This is a genomic window from Bacillus sp. F2HM (genome assembly GCF_019266135.1).
Lineage (GTDB): Bacteria > Bacillota > Bacilli > Bacillales > Bacillaceae > Bacillus > Bacillus safensis.
The window spans coordinates 22,924-41,877 of record NZ_LRMO01000001.1 but is presented as its reverse complement, the minus strand read 5'-3'; the positions used below and the strand labels follow the sequence as shown (position 1 = coordinate 41,877).

The window sequence follows — 18,954 nt, the reverse complement described above, 5'->3', positions numbered from 1 at the left end:
ATATAAAACATTCCAAAACACGCACTATTCATTTAAAGCACTGATATGACTGTTGTTATAGAGAAGAGCGGGCTTTAAAACATTGATTCAAAATACATCTTAATAATTGTCAAAAAATTTAGGGAGAAAAGGACAAAAGATTTTTGGATCATTGATGGTAACGCTTTCTCATGAATTCAGCAGAAATTCAGACTGATTTTTGTCCGCCTTTTGACCTTTTCATTTAAAGGATGGATAGGCAAAAAAGCCTTCTGATTAGAGGAATTTGGCATACGAGGAAGTGAAAGATTATGTTACATAATACCGATTGTGATTTTATGCTGAACAGATATACTGTTGATTGAATTTACATATCACACTCATAAAAAAAGGAGATGTAGATAGCGATGTGGTTAATCGTTATAGCCTGTGTCATCATGTTAGGGATTGGCTTTATTGAAAAGAAGCGTCATCAGAAAAATATCGATGCCCTGCCGGTGCGCGTCAATATTAATGGTATTCGCGGAAAGTCTACCGTCACAAGATTGACAACCGGTATCTTAATGGAGGCAGGTTATAAAACTGTCGGTAAAACAACGGGAACGGATGCAAGAATGATTTATTGGGATACGCCAGAGGAGAAACCGATTAAAAGGAAACCGCAAGGACCGAATATCGGAGAGCAGAAAGAAGTTATGAGAGAAACAGTTGAAAGAGGAGCAAATGCCATCGTCAGTGAATGTATGGCGGTAAATCCAGATTACCAAATTATCTTTCAGGAAGAGCTGCTTCAAGCAAATATTGGCGTGATCGTAAACGTTCTTGAAGACCATATGGACGTCATGGGGCCGACACTTGATGAAATAGCAGAAGCCTTTACAGCGACAATTCCTTACAATGGACACTTGGTTATTACGGATAGTGAATATACAGATTTCTTTAAAGAGATTGCGAAAAAACGCAACACAGAAGTCATTGTTGCAGATAATTCCAAGATTTCCGATGAGTTTTTGCGGAAATTTGAGTACATGGTTTTCCCAGATAATGCTTCACTGGCACTTGGTGTTGCCCAAGCATTAGGGATTGATGAAGATACGGCATTCAGAGGAATGTTAAATGCGCCGCCTGATCCAGGAGCGATGAGAATTCTTCCATTAATGGACGCGAAAACACCTGGACACTTTGTTAATGGATTTGCGGCAAATGACGCAGCATCTACATTGAACATTTGGAAGCGTGTGAAAGAAATTGGATATCCAACAGATGAACCGATTATTATTATGAACTGCCGTGCAGATCGGGTAGATAGAACGATCCAGTTTGCGGAGGATGTACTTCCATATATTGAAGCAAGTGACCTTGTCTTAATTGGTGAAACAACTGATCCAATTGTGAAGGCATATGAGGAAGGGAAAATTTCGGCTGACCACTTACACAACCTTGAATATCAATCTACAGAAGAAATTATGAATATGCTTGAGAAAAAGCTTCATAATCGAGTGGTTTATGGAGTCGGCAATATCCATGGTGCCGCTGAACCGTTAATCGAAAAAATTCAAGAATACAAAATTAAGCAGCTTGTCAGCTAGGAGGAAATATAGAAAATGTTCGGATCAGATCTTTATATCTCGTTAATTTTAGGTGTTCTACTTAGTTTAATCTTTGCAGAAAAAACAGGAATCGTACCAGCTGGACTTGTTGTTCCGGGTTATCTGGCGCTCGTATTTAACCAGCCAGTCTTCATTTTAGTCGTCTTATCTGTCAGCTTGCTTACGTATGTGATCGTTCGCTTTGGCTTATCAAAATTCATGATTTTATATGGACGCAGAAAGTTTGCTGCGATGCTGATTACAGGGATTGCCTTAAAGCTGATATTTGATTTCTTCTATCCAGTGGTCCCATTTGAAATAGCAGAATTCCGCGGAATCGGAATCATCGTCCCTGGATTGATTGCGAATACGATTCAAAAGCAAGGTCTTACAATTACCCTTGGAAGCACGTTACTTCTAAGTGGTGCAACATTTGCCATCATGTATGTTTACTATCTATTTTAAGATAAGGTGTGTCCAATGATGAATAAAAAATTGAGCTTTCAGGAAAAGCTGCTGAAAATCACAAAGAATCAAAAGAAAAAGACGAATAAACACGTACTAATTGCTTTACCGATCGTCATTGCTTGTACATTTCTATTTACGTTTATCGGGAAAGCACAAGTGCCAACTGTACAAAAGAATCCAGAAAACATCCTGACCGCTTCGTTTGTCGGTGACATTATGTTTGGAAGAAACGTAGAGAAAGTAACAGACCGCTATGGAAAAGAGCATCTCTTTCGTTATGCCAAGCCATATTTTGATGTGTCAGATTATGTGACAGGTAACTTTGAACATCCTGTCGCATCAGATAAAGAACAGGCAGCGCAAAAGAATATTCATTTAAAAACTGATGAAGATTCTGTCCAAGCGTTGAAGGATTTAAATTTCTCTGTCTTAAACTTTGCGAATAACCATGCGGCAGACTATGGTGAAAAAGGACTGAACAACACGATCAATGCCTTTGAACAAAATGGCATGGATTATACAGGTGCAGGTCGTAACCTCCAAGATGCGAAGCAGAACATTTCGTACAAAGAAGTAAATGGTGTCAAAATTGCTACACTTGGTTTTACAGATGTGTATGGGAAAGATTTCAAAGCAACGAATCGCCAGGCGGGTATTCTGCCAGCCGATCCATCTATCTTTATTCCGATGATTTCGCAGGCTGCTGAAAAGGCAGATCTCGTCGTTGTTCATGCTCACTGGGGACAGGAGTACAACAATGAAGTAAACGACAGACAAAGAGAATTGGCAAGAGCGATGTCTAAGGCCGGAGCCGATATCATTATCGGTGCTCATCCGCACGTCCTTGAACCAATGGAAGTCTATAACGGAACGGCGATTTTCTATAGCCTAGGAAACTTTATTTTTGACCAAGGCTGGTCAAGAACACGTGATTCTGCACTTGTTCAGTATCATCTGAATGAAGATGGAAAAGCGACATTTGAAGTTGTCCCAATGTACATCAAAGAAGCAACACCTGCTCCAGTAAAAGCAGGATCTCTAGAATCAAAAGCCATTATCCGTATGCTGACCAATGGAACGAATGCGGATTGGAAAGAAAAAGACGGACACATTTTCTTTGAAGTAGATCACGCTGATAAAGTTAAAAACTTAAAAGAAAACGGAGGGAAAGAGAAGAAATGAAATTCCTAAAAGCAAGCTGGCCGTTTGTTGCGTTAATTTTAGTCTTTGTCTTTATGTCTGCTTTTAAATTTAGTGACAGTCTGACAGATCACGAAAAACAAAAGATTTCGGTTGAAATGCAGAAAATTGAACAGCAAAAGCAGTCAAAAGCGGAAGCAGGTAAATAACCTAAAAAGGATAAAGGGCACGCACATCGCGTGCTCTTTTTTTGTCGAAATACGGTGTAAAATGAAAGGTGTCATGACGAAACTATAGAAGAAAGGAGGGAAAGGATCATGAAATGGAAAGGAATGTTGATTGGAGGGTGTGCGCTCGTAGGGCTGATGTTCATGTCCCAAACAGTGGTTTCTGCTCAAACACCATCTCTTTTGGAGCAAGCGGAAAAGCTCATTGGAACACCTTATCATAAAGGAGGAACCGATCCAAAAACGGGCTTTGATGCATCTGGGTTGATTCAATATGTGTACAAGACATCCGAAACATTTGATTTGCCGCGGAAGGTAATCGACCAATATCAGATTGGAAAAAAGGTATCATGGGATAAAGCGCAGCCCGGTGACCTTGTGTATTTCCGAAGCCTTGAAGAAACGAAGGATATCCCAACACATGTGGCGTTGTACGCTGGGAACAATCAGGTGATCCACATCACGCTTAGTCAAGGTGTGGTGAAAACAGATGTCAGTAAAAGCAAATATTGGACTGATCGATTTTATGCGGTCAAACGACTGCCCGGTACGCAAGAAATTTCTGATGACCCTCTTGTGAAAGATGCGCTGACCTATTTAGGAATTCCTTATGTGTTTGGAGGAGCAGATCCAAAGAATGGATTCGATTGCTCAGGATTTTTACAGTATTTATTTGAAAAATCGCTTGGGATTTATTTACCTCGAAGTGCTGAACAGCAGTGGATCGTTGGAGAAAAAGTGGCATTAGGCGATATCCGCCCTGGGGATTTTGTCTTTTTTAGCAACACATATAAGCCCGGAATTTCTCATGTAGGTATGTATATTGGAGGCGACCGCTTTATTCATGCGAGCCGTTCTGAAAGTGTGACAATTTCTTATTTGTCTGAATCGTATTGGCGCGAAAAATGGACAGGTGCGAAACGATTAACAGATCTGGAGCTTGCGAAAGAGGATCCTATCGTATCAAAAGCCGCTACGTATATTGGTGAAGTCCCTTATGTCAAAGGCGGTACGAACCCAAAGGAAGGATTTGATACAGCAGGGTTCACGCAGTACGTGTATCAAAAAGTGCTTGGCATTGAGCTGCCTCGCTATGCATCAGGTCAAGTTAAAGCAGGTACACCTGTGAAACGTTCTGAGCTTAAGCCGGGAGATCTTGTCTTTTTCAGCGGTACATCATTGATGCCGGCGATATATGCAGGATCAAATCAAGTCATTCATGTGACGGTCTCAAACGGTGTTGTTTTAACCAATATGAAAACAAGTACGTACTGGAAGGACAAATATGAAACGGCTGTTAGAATCAAAAAATAAAGAAAAAGCCCGATCAATACTTGTATCGGACTTCTGGACTTCTCTCTAGGCGCTGATCAGACAAGCGTCTTTTTTTCATGGAATTGATTTTGTAAAAGAAGATCAATAAAATAAGCGACACCGTCTTCATGATTTCCTTTTGTGATGAAGGTGCTCTTTTCTTTAATGACATCAACAGCATTCCCCATTGCAATGCGGTGGCCTGCTTCTTCAAACATAGAAAGGTCGTTTGGGCTGTCACCAATTGCATAAATATGTGAGCGGTCTACACCATAATGGGCTGCGAGCTTTTTCAGGGCATGTCCTTTTCCAGACTCTTTTGGCAGCACCTCAATAATATGTTTACCAGACGAGGTCAATGAAAGCTCGGGCATGTCTGAAAGAAGATTTCGTGCTTCGTTCAGTTTGTTCATATCAAACGAGAAGCAGAGTAATTTATAGGTCGGTTCGTTCGACTCAAAAATCTCACGGATATCATCCACTGGTTTGATGCCAAATTGTTTAAATTGCGTCATGGCTCCTTCCCATAGATCAGCGAGATCCTCATTTGGGTTTGCGCTTTTGATCAGATCAAATTCTGCTTTCAGCTTCTCTTTTCCATCAAAAGGAGAGAGGAGAGCATCATCTGTATAGACTTCAAAGTAAATGTTTCGTTCCACTAGTGCCTTTGCAGCCCGCTTGCCCGCTTCTTGGTCCAATGTGATACGGCTGAAGAGCTCGTATCCTTCTGTATGGACAGTCCCGCCGTTTGCCGCAATAATGGGGATGTCTAAATCGCCAAGCAGCTCCTTTACATCAAAAGTTGCCCGCCCTGTACAGATGGTCACAATATATCCAGCTTCCTTTGCACGAATCAATGCCTCACGGTTTTGAGCGGATATTTCACTTTTTGTATTTAAGAGTGTACCGTCTAAATCAATCGCAATCATTTTTTTCATCGCTGTCAAATCCTCCTTCATTCATGCAATAGTCTCTTCAAAGTATGTACGATTTCTTTCATTCTCATAAAAAAGGAAGGTTGATTCCTCTCTATCAAGGCTAAACAAAAATGAGTGAATGATCAAGGAAATAAGAAAAAGCGCCCCTTAGGGACGCTTTTATTTATGATAATTCAAGCTGCTTCTTCAATTCAGTTTTCACTTCGTTCAGCTGGTTTTGATCCAATTGGAAATAATAAACGCCGTTTGGCTGGTAATCAGATCCTTTAAGCTGAATGGTATCAACCGATTTCAATGAGGTCAGAAGCGGGAAAAGACCGACTAACTCCTTCATTGAAAGGGTGGTTGACACATTATCACCGAGTGTATCAATGATATTGTCGTATGACGGAATAGATGTTAATGATTTTGATTTATCAAAAATGGCTTTTAACACTTCCATTTGTCGCTGTCCACGCATTAAGTCACTATCTGCTTTTCTCGTTCTCACATATGCGAGCGCTTGATCACCATCTAGTGTATGAGTTCCAGTTTGAAGCACAACCTTGCCTTTTGTATCCTTTTTAATCTGTTTCACAAGGTACTCATCCTTGATGTTAATAGGAACACCGTTTAATTCGTTGACGATTTCTTTAAACGCTACGAAATTACTTTGGATGACAAAATCGACCGGAATATCTAGTAAATCTTCAACTGTGCTCACTGTTAAATCTGCACCGCCAAATGCGTGTGCGTGAGTAATTTTATCAAAACCGTGGCCTGGAATATTAACGTATGAGTCCCTAGGAATGCTTAATAATTTAACGGTTTTATTTGTGCGGTTAATGGTTGCCAAAACCATTGCGTCACTTCGTGCTTGTTTCACTGTTTCGCCCGGTCTGCTGTCAATTCCAAGCAGCAAGACAGAAAAGCTGTCTTTTCCTGGATCGAATGCTTCAATTCGTTTCACAGATTGTGCGCCGCGATCAAGAGATACTTGAGCCTTTTTGGCAGCATTTGTTATTTTATAGTAGGCATAGCCTGTAACTGAAGCCGTTGTCAGTAAAAGAATACTAATGATAAAAAGAGTGACTTTCACCCATGGTTTTAAACGCTTTTTTCCTTTGCGTTTACTTCGTGATTGATCCATATATTTTAAACCCTCGCTATGATTTTATAGTAAAGATGTCCTTCTTTCTGCTTACAAACTAAAACAAATATACCTTAAAACGGGATATAGTGCGACATTTTTTTCACTAACGCTTAATTGACGTTTTCTTCTCGTAAAAAGTTTCAAAGATACACAAATGAAATATATTTGTCATAAAACATCGAAATGTTTGAAATGACAGGAAGTGAGGAAAATGACTTTTCATAAGAGTACAGAGACAAAAGTGGGGTTATGTAAATGAAAAATCGGAATGGATGGCTTTATTTCTTCGGCGCCCTTGGCGGTGCTTTATATGGCTATGATACAGGTGTCATCTCTGGCGCCATCTTATTTATGAAAGAGGATTTAGGTTTAAACGCGTTTACGGAGGGGCTTGTCGTCAGCTCGATTTTAATCGGGGCGATGCTCGGTTCCTCTCTTTCTGGAAAGCTGACAGACCAATTTGGGCGGAAAAAAGCCATCATCGCCGCAGCTATTTTGTTTATTATCGGCGGATTTGGTACAGCTTTTGCACCGAATACAGAAGTGATGGTCTTATTCCGAATTGTGCTAGGGCTCGCTGTCGGGTGCTCGACAACGATTGTTCCATTATATTTATCTGAACTTGCGCCAAAGGAATCACGAGGGGCACTCTCCTCTTTAAACCAGCTCATGATCACATTTGGCATTCTTCTTGCCTATATTGTGAACTACGCTTTAGCAGATGCAGAGGCATGGCGCTTGATGCTTGGAATTGCGGTTGTTCCTTCTGTTCTTTTATTATTCGGGATTTTGTTTATGCCGGAAAGTCCCCGCTGGCTGTTTGTCCACGGACAGGCTGACCGTGCGAAGGAGATATTATCTCAACTCAGAAAAAGTCAGCAAGAAGTGGAAGAAGAAATTTCAGATATTCAAAAGGCGGAAAGTGAAGAGAAAGGCGGTTTTAAGGAATTATTTGAGCCATGGGTACGCCCAGCATTGATTGCCGGTGTCGGCCTTGCCTTTCTGCAGCAGTTTATCGGTACAAATACGATCATTTACTATGCACCAAAAACATTCACAAGTGTTGGCTTTGGGAATTCAGCAGCGATTTTAGGAACTGTCGGAATTGGTGCAGTGAATGTCATCATGACGTTTGTTGCCATTAAAATCATTGACCGTGTAGGGCGTAAAGCGCTGCTCCTATTTGGGAATGCAGGAATGGTCCTTAGTTTAATTGTTCTGTCAGTGGTCAACCGATTTTTTGAAGGATCAACAGCTGCAGGATGGACAACCGTTATTTGTTTAGGTCTCTTTATCGTCATCTTTGCTGTCAGCTGGGGGCCAGTCGTTTGGGTGATGCTCCCAGAGCTGTTCCCAGTACACGTCCGGGGAATCGGTACAGGCGTCTCGACCTTCCTTCTTCATACAGGAAATTTAATCATCTCGCTGACATTCCCAGCTTTATTAAGCGCGATTGGTATCAGTAATCTTTTCCTCATCTATGCGGTCATTGGCGTAGGCGCCTTCTTATTTGTGAAATATTTGGTGACCGAAACGAAGGGGAAAAGTCTTGAAGAAATTGAAGAAGATTTAAAAAAGAGAAATCGTGCCGTCGCAAGTGGCGAAGGAAAAACGGTATGAACAATGGCCAGCTGCCGTGTGCAGCTGGTTTTTCTATGTTAAACAAACGTTTAATCAAGAAAGGACATTCCCTCATCTTCTGAACGTGCTGCCTATCACATACATATGGAACAGGCGGAGAAAGGTGGAAATGAGATGAAAGGGAAAACAAGCATTGTCATGCTGACGTACAATGAACTGCATTTGACGAAAACATGTATCGATAGCATTAAACAGCATACGAATAGTGACCAATATGAACTCATCATCGTCGATAATGCGTCAACTGATGGCACGAAGGAATATGTAAGAGAGTTGGATGATGTGATTTTCATTGATAATGAAGAGAATGAAGGTTTTGCTAAAGGATGTAATCAAGGGGCAAAAAAAGCTTCAGGAGACAGCATTCTCTTTTTAAATAATGACACGATCGTGACGGAAAATTGGCTTTCTCCATTAAAAGAGGCGCTATTCGCTTCAGAACGAATTGGGATGGTGGGACCCGTCTCTAATTATGTGAGCGGCCCTCAGATGGTCCAGCCATCGTATACAGATGTGAAGGAGCTCCCAGCCTTTGCTAAAGAGTATACGTCTAAGAGAAAAGGGCAGAGAACTTATGTGCACCGGCTTGTAGGGTTTTGCTTGCTCGTGAAAAGAAAGATGATCGAGGATGTGGGATTATTTGATGAGCGGTTTGTATATGGATCATTTGAGGATGACGATCTATGTTTGCGTTCATTACTAAAAGGATATCAGCTGCAAATTGTGCATGATTCCTTTGTGCATCATCATGGTCATGCTACCTTTAATGCCAATCAAGAAACAAACATCTCTACACTGTTTACTGAGAATAGACTTCGATTTTTAGATAAGTGGGGCATAGATCTAAATTTGATCACTCCTCATCCGTATTTTGTGGAATTACTCCCTGAGGACGCTGCACACGTGCTGGATGTTGGATGCGGCGCAGGGGCTACTGGGCTTGAACTAATGAATCGTCAGTCTGTACACATGTACGGGGTAGAGGCGGATACGTTAAAAGCAGCGGTCGCAAAGGCGTATTATGAAGAAGTCATCGAGGCAAATGCAGATGAATACCCATGGTCAGAGAAAGAGGCCTTTTTTGATGCGGTCATTTTTTCGGATGTTTTAGAGCATGTGTCAGATCCTTGGCACATCATTGAGCAAGCGCACGCCTCTTTAAAGCCAGGCGGTGTCATCATTTGCTGCCTGCCTAACATGATGCATGCAGAGGTGCTTCTTCCTTTGATGACAGGTGATTTTACGTATCAAGATGTAGGAATCTTAGACCGAACCCATATACGGTTCTTCACACCAAACACCATGCGTGCGCTTTTCCCAGACCAATTATTTGAACGCGTGATCGAACAGCGAATCAATGTACAGATTAATCAAAACGTCCAATTGTTTTTTGACGAAGTAGCAAGGATAGGGGCGTCACTTGGATTTGAAACAAAAGCGTTATCTGATCAAGTGACTTTGTATCAGCTTCTCATTGTCGTACGTAAAAAAGGCGGCTCTCCTTTGGGATAACCGCCTTTTTGTATTACCATTTGAAGCTTTTCGTTGCACCTTCTGCACCAAAGTTCAAAATGCTCACTTTGATGTCATACGTTATGTCTGCTTCTTGAAATAGTTTGTCCCATTCATCTCGATGCTGATCCCAATATTCAGGATACTTAATACGAAACTGCCGGCTTAAAAAAATAGGATCGACACCTACTTCATGTTGCATATGACTGACCGTTTTTTGTATGCGCTCTTTAATTTTACGAGAAAAAACCTTCTCAAATCGTTTGATGTACTGTTCATCGTATGAGTTTTCAGGGGGATATTGATCCTCTGACAATTTTCCATTTGTTTGTACGCTAATGTGAAAGGAAATCTTTCCGTCTTTCAGGTAGGGTTCAATCTTGGTTTTGGCTTTTTTAATTTCATACGTAATCGGAAAGCCTTTGTAGGTGGCGGGTACAACACCGCCTGCGATACGGTCCATCACCCAGTTTAAATATTGTACATCCTGCGCAGAGATGAAACCGATCAGCTTTCTTGTTTTTCCGTGAATGATACCTGCCCCATCATAAATAATTTCACCGTCTACCGCATCTACACTTTGTACAAGGAAGCTAACGCCCATTTGAAAATAATCAGATGCCCGGCCAATACGTGTTGGCAGTGCGATCTTTCCGTTAAAGCTTCGGTTTTTGGATGTTTCGAAGATATGTTCAACCGGAACCTTTTGCTGTGATTTCAATTTTTGGTTGATGACTTTTGACGCATCTCCTCGTGACACGAGGAGATAGCTGCTGCGCCGAACCTCATCATCTCGAATAAAATGATTAAGTGTTCCTTGAATATCGTGATGCTCCGCTTGATTTCTGCCAAACAAGAAGATTTTCAGGTGATCACTATAGATCGGCGGGTCCTTCAAGGCGACATTACTGACAGCCTCCAGCACATTTTTTCCCTTCGAGACGACATTCACATAGCCGGGAGAATCGGCTTCTTGTGTTCCGCCTGTTTTCGGTACAAGGTTTTGATAGGTCAGCTTAACTCCATTCTCATCTTGTTCATCAATGCCAACACCGCGTACAAACGATAGTTTTTCAATATCCTTTAAGTCCCAGCAGCCTGCTGATAGAAGAAAAAGGCAGCAGGAAAAAAAGAATAACAGTATACGCCTGCCTCTCATGCAGAACGACCTCCCCATTTTTTGCGTATCATCAGCAGGATAGCTGTAATAAAAGGAATGGCTAATACCGCGAACAATGCGTAGCCGAGTAAAGTAGAGTAGTAAAAGACTTCATTGATATTTCTAGGAAAAAGTGAGAGTGCTGATGTTATTAAAAATAGCAGCCATAGAAGTCTCGTTATATTCGTTGTTTTAAAAACGGTGAAGCAGCCTTTAATCGCAAACTGGAAAAAGCCCAGCATACAAATGAACTGCTGGCACGTCCAAATTGTCAGTAAGAATATATCAAATCGTTCGATAAACACCCCTTCAAGTTCAAGCGCTTGAATGAGGGAAACCGTCGGCCAAGTGAGAGATTTTGTTTCTCCTACTGTCATGGAGCCGATTACAATAAAAAGTGTGAGTGAGTAAACGAGGGTTGTAATGCCAACTCCAATGGCAGCAGCCCATTTCGCCTTCGACCACTTGTCTTTATAAATGAGTGGCACGACAAACAAAATCACTTCAAACCCTGTAAATTGAATAAAGGTTTGAGAGAACAGGTTACTAAAATCTTTAAAACCATGCGCCATCACAGGGCGCAAATAATCAAAATCAAATATTTTTAAACAAAACAGCATGAGCGCTATGTAAATGACCATTGTGATCGGATAAATATAGGTCACCATTTTGACGACTGGAAGGATACCGCTTTTTAAATGATAGATCGCCACAAGTAAAAATATCATCACAATCACGGTCATGGGAGTCGATTGTAGTAGGAAAAACTGAACCACTTCCCCAAGGACACGTGCTTCAAAGCCGACAATGCCAAGTAAATAGGCGATCAGCATTAAATTAAAGATCGTGCCAAAGAATGCCCCTGCTCCTTTTGTATTTGACTCAAAGATGGTGTCTGGTGCATTCTTTTCGGCAATCCACCCCAACAAAAAAGCAACGAAAGCAAAGATGACTCCCTGTATTAATACAATGATCCAGCCATCAGGGAATCCTGAATTGGCAGAACTGCGTGGAATGGTTAAAATTCCAGCGCCTATCATTGTAGAGCTGCACAGAATGGTGACTTGTAACAATGATAGCTTTTCAGGTCTGTACATCGTTTAATCTCCTTGTCTTTTGAGATTTTTTATTTTTGCTGTTTTTGGTCTAGATTTAAAAAGCCCAATTGGTAAACGAACGTACGTATCCTTTAGATCTGAAAACGGTGAAGAAAGCACTGGTGTGAAATAGTCAAAACCAAAGGTCTTTAATTGCATCAAGTGACAAAGCACAAATAAATAACACATGATTAAGCCGTATAATCCAAACAATGCTGAACTAAAAATCGCCATAAACCGCAAAATACGCAGTGGAAAACTAAAGTCATATGACGGTGCTGTGAAATCAGCGAGTGCGGTCAGTGACACAATAATCACCATTAAGGCACTGACGATATTGGCTTGGACAGCTGCCTGACCAATAATTACGCCGCCAATAAGCCCAATTGTCTGTCCGATGGCTCTTGGAAGCCGTAGTCCAGCTTCCCGCAGCAGTTCTATCGTAAAAGACATGAGAATGGCTTCGACAACAGGAGGGAAAGGAACATTCTGCCGGCTGCCTGCGATGGTGAGTGCCATTCTTGTCGGTAATAAACCGGGATGATAAGAGACAAGTGCAATATAAAGCCCGGGTAAAAAAATTGTGAGCAGCACGGCAATATAACGAAGTAAACGTAAAAGAGTCGCGCTTGTCCACCTCTGATAATAATCCTCCGGAGATTGCATCAAAGCTGTAAGTGTCATAGGTAAAATGAGGGCAAAAGGAGTCCCATCGAGCAAAATGGAGACTTTTCCTTCAAGCACAGATGCAATCACCCGGTCAGGACGTTCTGTGTTTTGAATTTGTGGAAAAATGGAGATGTGACTGTCCTCAATCAGCTGTTCAATATAGCCGGTTTCAGGAATGTCATCCATTTTGATTTCCATCATACGTGATAGCACATCTTCTACTAGTTTAGGATCAGCAATATCACGAACATACACAAGAGCAGCGGATTTTTTATTTCGAGTACCTATACTCACCTTTTGAATCACAAGGTGAGGGTCGTTTGCCCGCTCACGGAGTAAAGCCGTGTTTTTTTCAAGATTCTCAATAAATCCGATCCGTGGTCCTCTTACAAGAACTTCAGATTGCGGCTCTTCTACTTCTCTAAATTGAAAAAGATTCGTATGGAGCGCAAGCGCTTGAGCCGCTCCATCTACAAATAAAATAGCCCTGCCGCTATATAACTGCTCGATGGCAAGGTTCATATCATCCAGCACATCACTTTGAATGCCAAAGAACGTTTTTGAAAGGGAGGAAAGTGTAGTAGAACCAACCTCGGTGATGTCGAGTTCCTTTTGCATAGGTGAAATGATTTGCTTAGAAAGCATCTCAAATTCTGTGAGTCCTTCAACGTACACGAGACATGCAGAAATAGTGGAAGGACCAAATGAAAAAGAGTGGAACACGATATCATCACTTCTTCCGGCAAAGCTTTTGACACGCTTAATGACGGACGCTATATCTTGTTCAATACGACTTTTCATAATACCTCACCCTCATCACATGTTTTTTATAGAGTGACTCGGAAGGTGGAGAATTATACAAATAGAAAAAAGAGAATCCCGGATAGGAATTCTCTCGTTTGTTTATCTTGCAAGCCATCCGCCATCAACAGCTAAAATGTGGCCGTTCATATAATCAGAAGCTGGTGAGCTAAGGAAAACAGCCGCACCGGCTAGATCCTCAGGCTTTCCCCAGCGCCCGGCGGGAATTCGTTTCAGAATCTCTTCATTTCGATTTTCATCGTCACGAATGGCTTGTGTGTTATTGGTCGCAATATACCCAGGCGCAATCGCATTCACTTGAATATGCTGGCTCGCCCATTCGTTGGCAAAAGCTTTCGTCAGCCCTGCGACAGCATGCTTACTTGCTGTATAAGCAGGGACAAAGACGCCGCCTTGAAACGATAGAAGGGAGGCGATATTGACGATTTTCCCTTGCCCATTTTTCAGCATCTGCTGTCCAACCTTTTGCGTGAGGAAAAAGAGACTGTTGATATTCACATCCATGACCGTATGCCAATCTTCCTCTGAATAGTGAGCCGCCTGCTCTCTTTTAATGGTTCCAGCATTATTGATTAAAATATCAATCGTATGCTTCTTTAATATGGCATCGACAGCCTGCTTTGCAGACTGAGGATTAGAAAAGTCAACCTGAACCGCATAAAATGATCGGCCTGCCTGTTCGACAAGCGCCTTTGTTTCTTCAAGCGGTGTGTGATGGTACGTACCGATGATATCTGCACCTGATTTGGCAAGCGCCACGGCAATGCCTTGCCCAATGCCGGTTCCAGGACCTGTCACAAGGGCAGTTTTACCTTCAAGGGAAAAGAGGGACGCTGCATATGAAGTTGTCATCACCCTCGTTACCTCAGCTGATCCATTGGGACAAAGTCCATATCTTTGAATGTATAGTTTTCTCCCGCCATTGCCCAAATAAATGAATAATTCGCTGTACCTGAGCCTGAATGAATGGACCAGGCAGGTGAAATGACTGCTTCCTCATTTGCCACAACAAGATGTCTTGTTTCAGATGGCTCCCCCATAAAATGAAAGACCCGTGCATCCTCTTCGATATCAAGATATAAGTACACTTCCATCCGGCGATCATGAATATGAGCGGGCATCGTGTTCCATGTGTTATTGGTTTCAAGCTGAGTGATGCCCATCATGAGCTGACAGCTTTGGATGCCGTCTGCATGGATGACTTGATACAGGTTTCGTACGTTGGAAGCAGCTGCTTCCCCTAAGTGGTTTGGTGTTAATTCAGCGATGGCTGCTTTTTGCGTAGGATACGCCCTGTGAGCCGTGGCTGATACTAAATAGAACTTGGCCTGCTCGCCTGATGAACTAGCGAACTGTACATCTTCGTGACCAAGACCAATATATAAGAAATCTTTATGCTCCAGCACAAAGGCCTCACCATCAACAGTGACCGTTCCTTGCCCGCCGACATTCACAATCCCGATTTCTCGTCTTTCAAGAAAATACTCCGTCCGTAAAAATTCTCCGGCCTCTAGTGTGATCGGCTCTGCTGCCGGCATCGCTCCGCCAATCACCACGCGGTCCTCATGCGAGTAATAGAGCTTTAATTCACCACTGACAAACAGCGTAGGAATATGAAAATGACGACGAAGTTCCTCTGTTGTAAAACGTTTGACCTGCTCAGGATGTACAGCATAACGATTTTCCATTTGGATAAGCCTCCCTTTCCATCTGAAACAAATATTGATATTTATTTGGTATCGGTTTCAAGGAAAATTCTAGAGGAAAAAGAGAGTGCCGTCAACCGTTAATTTGAAATCGCTTTCTTTTTCTCTAATTAGACAATTTTTTGCCAACAACATGCAAAAAAATCTTCTGAAATGCCATCAATTATGATATGCTCTTTTTAAGTTTATTTGAAATCGGTTTCGAACCAAATGAGAAGATCAATTGTGGGAGTTTTTTGAATGAAAGAGAAAAAGCAAACGAAAGTGACCATTAACGAAGTAGCAGCTTATGCAGGGGTCTCAAAATCAACTGTATCCAGATATATCAATGGCAGAACAAATGAAATTTCTTCAGAAAAGGTAAAAAAAATCAAGAAAGCCATTGAGGAACTCCACTATCGCCCGAGTCAGCTTGCTCAAGGACTAAAAGTCAGAAAAAGCAAGGTCATTGGGTTTATTGTAGCCGACATTACAAATCCATTCTCTGTGGCAACACTTCGCGGAGTTGAAGAGATTTGTGATGAATATGGATACAGCATCATGGTGTGCAACACAGATAATCGTCCAGAAAAAGAACGGGAAATGCTCCTTAAGCTGAATGCACATTATATTGAAGGGCTCATCATCAATACGACAGGACAGAACAATGACATTCTGGAGGAGTTTAAGAAAAACGGTGTGCCAATTGTTCTTGTGGACCGGAAGCTGCCTGAACTAAAAGTCGACACAGTGACCACGAACAACCGTGATATCACCATCCGGCTGCTTCAACAAATGTATGAGAAAGGCTATGATCACATCGCATTCTTTACTGAGCCTGTCGATGGAATCAGTCCTCGTGAAGAACGAAAGGAAGCATATGAACAGACAGTCTTGAGTAAACATAAGAAGCCGATCATTGCAGAAATTGATTTAAAGCAAAAGGAACAAATACGCGAAGAGATTGTCCGTTTTCTACAATCAAACGAACAGAAAAAAGCGATTTTAGCTGGCAATGGATTACTCATGCTGAAGCTGATTAGTGAACTTGTAGAGCTTGGGGTGAAGATTCCTCATGAGATCGGCATTGCAGGGTTTGATGATACAGAATGGTATAAGCTGATTGGACCTGGAATTACAACAGTTGCCCAGCCTTCTCATGAAATGGGGAAAGCAGCCATGCAAAAAATCAAGACACGGCTTGAAGGGGAAGAAAGTGCGCCCCAAACGATTCAGCTTGATGGTGAAATCATTGTAAGGAAATCTTTATAAATGATAGGCAGAGAAGAGTATACAGACGTGCATGCTCTCTCTTTTTTAACTGATTTGAAACCGGTACCAAGAAAGGGGAGAAATGAGTGAAAGCATTGGATGCGGTCACATTTGGGGAATCAATGGCGATGTTTTATGCAAAGGAAGTTGGGGAGCTTCATCAAGTGCATACATTCCAAAAGGCGCTTGCTGGTGCAGAGAGTAACGTGGCTGTCGGCTTGGCGAGGCTGGGCTTTCATGTGGGATGGATGAGCAAAGTCGGAGCAGATTCACTTGGCACATTTATTTCAGAAGAGCTTCAAAAAGAAGGGGTCGATACAAGTGCAGTGCTCCGTTCAAATGATGGGTCTCAAACGGGAATCTTACTTAAATCAAAAGTGATGGAAGGAGACCCTGACGTCACGTATTATCGGAAAGGCTCTGCTGCGAGCACAATGAGTCCAAGCGACTTTCCAGCCGCTTATTTCAAACAGGCAGGCCACCTTCATATGACTGGTATTCCGCCTGCCCTATCCAGTGAAATGAGAGCGTTTTCCTTTCGTGCCCTTCAAGAAATGAAAGCAGCGGGCAAAACCATTTCATTTGATCCAAACCTTCGGCTTCAGCTATGGGAAGAGGAAGAAGATATGATTCAGACGGTGAATCATATCGCCTCGCAAGCGGATTGGTTTTTTCCAGGGCTTGCAGAAGGGCAAAGGCTCACGGGTTGTCACGAGCCAGAAGAGATTGCAGATGTCTATTTACAAAAAGGTGTCAAGCTAGTGGTCATTAAGCTAGGGGCAGAAGGTGCCTTTTATAAAAGTGCAGCCGGTCAGGGGATTGTGAATGGGTTTTATGTGCAGGATGTCGTAGACACAGTCGGAGCTGGTGATGGATTTGCAGTGGGGGTCATCAGCGGCTTGCTTGACGGCTTATCAGATGAAAAATCCGTGACAAGAGGCAATGCGGTCGGGGCACTTGCAGTGATGTCGCCTGGCGATAAGGACGGACTGCCTACCAGGGAGGAGCTTCAGGCTTTTATGAAAGAAGCCAAGCGATATCAAAGGCGGGAGTACATGAAAGGGGATGAGAGATATGGGAAAGTCAGCAAGTTTGAGCGTTAAAAAGCAGCTCGCGTCTTGTAAATTGATCGCAGTTGTGAGAGCGGATAGTGAAGCAGAAGGCATTGAAATGATTGAGCGTTTAAAGAAAAAAGGAGTTCGTGCCATTGAAGTGACGTATACCACGCCAAATGCTGAACGCATCATCGCATCCTTCCAGGAGGAGCAGGACCTCATAGTAGGAGCGGGAACAATTACGACGCTGGAGCAGGCGCAATCAGCCATTGAGGCAGGCTCACAGTTTATCGTTAGTCCAGGATACCTTCCTATGATTGGAGAACATCTTTCATTTTACGACACACTCTATGTACCAGGGGTTCTCACCCCGAGTGAAATCATGCAGGCGAAAGCAGATGGCTATTGCTTGCTCAAACTTTTTCCAAGCGGCTCCTTCGGTTTATCCTATATGAAAAACCTGAAAGGTCCATTTCCAGAGATTGAATTTATTCCTACGGGCGGCATTCATCCAGCTGATGTTCCAAAGTGGCTCAAAGCAGGCGCGGTGGCTGTTGGTGTCGGAAGTCAGCTTGAAAGCAGTACAGCAGAGGAATTACAAGCAGTTCTTTCTTCATAAATACTTGTCAACCGAACAAACAACTGGCTTGTTGATGCCGGTTGTTTGTTCGTTTATCTGACATAACAGCAGGTAAACATTCAACTCTTCACGTACAATGATCGTGAAGGAGTGATGGAAATGTACATTCTACAAGATGAACTCACGGATGGACGAATTGACCAGCTGATTACCGCACATATAGAAGAGATGAAGGAGCATTCGCCGCCAGAAAGCATTCATGCCCTTCCATTAACTGATTTAAAAAAACAGGATGTTACGGTGTGGAGTGTGCGAGATGGAGAGGAGCTTCTTGGCTGCGGAGCGTTAAAGGAACTGTCAAGTGAACATGGGGAAATCAAATCGATGAGAACCGCAGCCCTCCATATGCGAAAAGGTGTAGCGAGGTATATGCTGAATCATCTTCTCCAAGAGGCAAAACGGCGCGGCTATACACGTGTCAGCTTAGAGACAGGGGCAATGGCTTTCTTTGAACCAGCAAGAAAACTATATGAGAGCGCTGGATTTCAGTATTGTCCGCCTTTTGGTACATATCAAGAAGATCCAAACAGTTTATTTATGACAAAGGAATTATAGAGGTCGAGAGAGTATGCTTATAAGCAGCTCTTTTTTTTATGCGGAAATAGTGGAAAGGAG

Annotated in this window: 18 protein-coding genes; 11 read left to right on the top strand and 7 right to left on the bottom strand. The window is 42.4% G+C overall.

Features of this window, described 5'->3' with window-relative positions:
- The first annotated feature begins 386 nt into the window (after positions 1 to 386).
- The 5 genes from pgsB to AWT60_RS00150 all read left to right on the top strand — a co-directional run bounded on the left by pgsB (position 387) and on the right by AWT60_RS00150 (position 4,717).
- Positions 387 to 1,568 carry a poly-gamma-glutamate synthase PgsB gene (gene pgsB, locus AWT60_RS00170; protein WP_218676718.1) on the top strand — a complete coding sequence of 394 codons (1,182 nt, stop codon included), beginning with the start codon at positions 387 to 389 and terminating at the stop codon, positions 1,566 to 1,568.
- Between the two features lie 15 nt (positions 1,569 to 1,583).
- Positions 1,584 to 2,033 carry a poly-gamma-glutamate biosynthesis protein PgsC gene (gene pgsC / locus AWT60_RS00165; RefSeq protein ID WP_007497520.1) on the top strand — a complete coding sequence of 150 codons (450 nt, stop codon included), beginning with the start codon at positions 1,584 to 1,586 and terminating at the stop codon, positions 2,031 to 2,033.
- Positions 2,034 to 2,051: 18 nt separating this feature from the next.
- Positions 2,052 to 3,218, top strand: a complete 1,167-nt coding sequence (locus AWT60_RS00160) for a CapA family protein (protein ID WP_024423669.1) — start codon at positions 2,052 to 2,054, stop codon at positions 3,216 to 3,218.
- Positions 3,215 to 3,385 carry an extrachromosomal elements maintenance protein EdmS gene (edmS, locus tag AWT60_RS00155; protein WP_087976066.1) on the top strand — a complete coding sequence of 57 codons (171 nt, stop codon included), beginning with the start codon at positions 3,215 to 3,217 and terminating at the stop codon, positions 3,383 to 3,385. The genes AWT60_RS00160 and edmS overlap by 4 nt, the downstream gene beginning before the upstream one ends.
- Positions 3,386 to 3,493: 108 nt before the next feature.
- Positions 3,494 to 4,717: a C40 family peptidase gene (locus tag AWT60_RS00150; protein ID WP_076840208.1), complete on the top strand. Its 1,224-nt coding sequence runs from the start codon at positions 3,494 to 3,496 to the stop codon at positions 4,715 to 4,717.
- A 56-nt stretch (positions 4,718 to 4,773) separates the two neighbouring features.
- Here AWT60_RS00150 and AWT60_RS00145 read toward each other — a convergent pair whose 3' ends face one another.
- Together AWT60_RS00145 and AWT60_RS00140 are read right to left on the bottom strand one after the other, a co-directional pair.
- Positions 4,774 to 5,655 carry a Cof-type HAD-IIB family hydrolase gene (locus AWT60_RS00145; protein ID WP_204305229.1) on the bottom strand — a complete coding sequence of 294 codons (882 nt, stop codon included), beginning with the start codon at positions 5,653 to 5,655 and terminating at the stop codon, positions 4,774 to 4,776.
- Between the two features lie 163 nt (positions 5,656 to 5,818).
- Positions 5,819 to 6,784, bottom strand: a complete 966-nt coding sequence (locus tag AWT60_RS00140) for an LCP family protein (protein ID WP_025093927.1) — start codon at positions 6,782 to 6,784, stop codon at positions 5,819 to 5,821.
- Between the two features lie 258 nt (positions 6,785 to 7,042).
- Between AWT60_RS00140 and AWT60_RS00135 the strand changes: the two genes are divergently transcribed.
- Positions 7,043 to 8,407 carry a sugar porter family MFS transporter gene (locus tag AWT60_RS00135; RefSeq protein WP_202738543.1) on the top strand — a complete coding sequence of 455 codons (1,365 nt, stop codon included), beginning with the start codon at positions 7,043 to 7,045 and terminating at the stop codon, positions 8,405 to 8,407.
- A gap of 135 nt (positions 8,408 to 8,542) precedes the next feature.
- A complete protein-coding gene (locus AWT60_RS00130) occupies positions 8,543 to 9,940 on the top strand; it encodes a bifunctional glycosyltransferase family 2 protein/class I SAM-dependent methyltransferase (RefSeq protein ID WP_218676717.1) in 1,398 nt (465 codons plus the stop codon).
- Between the two features lie 13 nt (positions 9,941 to 9,953).
- On the opposite strand, the gene AWT60_RS00125 is transcribed toward AWT60_RS00130, so the two are convergent.
- The 5 genes from AWT60_RS00125 to kduI all read right to left on the bottom strand — a co-directional run bounded on the left by AWT60_RS00125 (position 9,954) and on the right by kduI (position 15,375).
- Complete coding sequence (locus tag AWT60_RS00125) at positions 9,954 to 11,099, bottom strand: Ger(x)C family spore germination protein (protein ID WP_076840198.1); 1,146 nt, start codon at positions 11,097 to 11,099, stop codon at positions 9,954 to 9,956.
- A complete protein-coding gene (locus AWT60_RS00120) occupies positions 11,096 to 12,196 on the bottom strand; it encodes a GerAB/ArcD/ProY family transporter (protein WP_076840196.1) in 1,101 nt (366 codons plus the stop codon). Before AWT60_RS00120 ends, AWT60_RS00125 begins: the two co-directional genes overlap by 4 nt.
- Positions 12,197 to 12,199: 3 nt before the next feature.
- Entirely contained in the window at positions 12,200 to 13,666 is a 1,467-nt protein-coding gene (locus tag AWT60_RS00115; protein WP_056765616.1) for a spore germination protein, read from the bottom strand.
- Between the two features lie 102 nt (positions 13,667 to 13,768).
- Positions 13,769 to 14,539: a 2-dehydro-3-deoxy-D-gluconate 5-dehydrogenase KduD gene (gene kduD / locus AWT60_RS00110; RefSeq protein WP_056765617.1), complete on the bottom strand. Its 771-nt coding sequence runs from the start codon at positions 14,537 to 14,539 to the stop codon at positions 13,769 to 13,771.
- Positions 14,540 to 14,547: 8 nt separating this feature from the next.
- Positions 14,548 to 15,375 (bottom strand): 5-dehydro-4-deoxy-D-glucuronate isomerase, encoded by an 828-nt coding sequence (gene kduI / locus AWT60_RS00105; protein WP_163114787.1) that lies wholly within the window; start codon positions 15,373 to 15,375, stop codon positions 14,548 to 14,550.
- 258 nt (positions 15,376 to 15,633) lie between these two features.
- On the opposite strand from kduI, the gene AWT60_RS00100 reads away from it, so the two are divergent.
- The 4 genes from AWT60_RS00100 (at position 15,634) to AWT60_RS00085 (ending at position 18,894) form a co-directional block, all read left to right on the top strand.
- Entirely contained in the window at positions 15,634 to 16,644 is a 1,011-nt protein-coding gene (locus AWT60_RS00100) for a LacI family DNA-binding transcriptional regulator (protein WP_218676716.1), read from the top strand.
- An 86-nt stretch (positions 16,645 to 16,730) separates the two neighbouring features.
- On the top strand, positions 16,731 to 17,747 hold the full coding sequence (locus tag AWT60_RS00095) for a sugar kinase (RefSeq protein ID WP_218676715.1): 1,017 nt from the start codon (positions 16,731 to 16,733) through the stop codon (positions 17,745 to 17,747).
- Positions 17,719 to 18,318 carry a bifunctional 4-hydroxy-2-oxoglutarate aldolase/2-dehydro-3-deoxy-phosphogluconate aldolase gene (locus tag AWT60_RS00090; protein ID WP_202738547.1) on the top strand — a complete coding sequence of 200 codons (600 nt, stop codon included), beginning with the start codon at positions 17,719 to 17,721 and terminating at the stop codon, positions 18,316 to 18,318. Before AWT60_RS00095 ends, AWT60_RS00090 begins: the two co-directional genes overlap by 29 nt.
- 120 nt (positions 18,319 to 18,438) lie before the next feature.
- The gene (locus AWT60_RS00085) at positions 18,439 to 18,894 is read left to right on the top strand and encodes a GNAT family N-acetyltransferase (protein WP_024423655.1); all 456 of its coding nucleotides are present in this window, start codon (positions 18,439 to 18,441) and stop codon (positions 18,892 to 18,894) included.
- Positions 18,895 to 18,954: the final 60 nt, after the last annotated feature.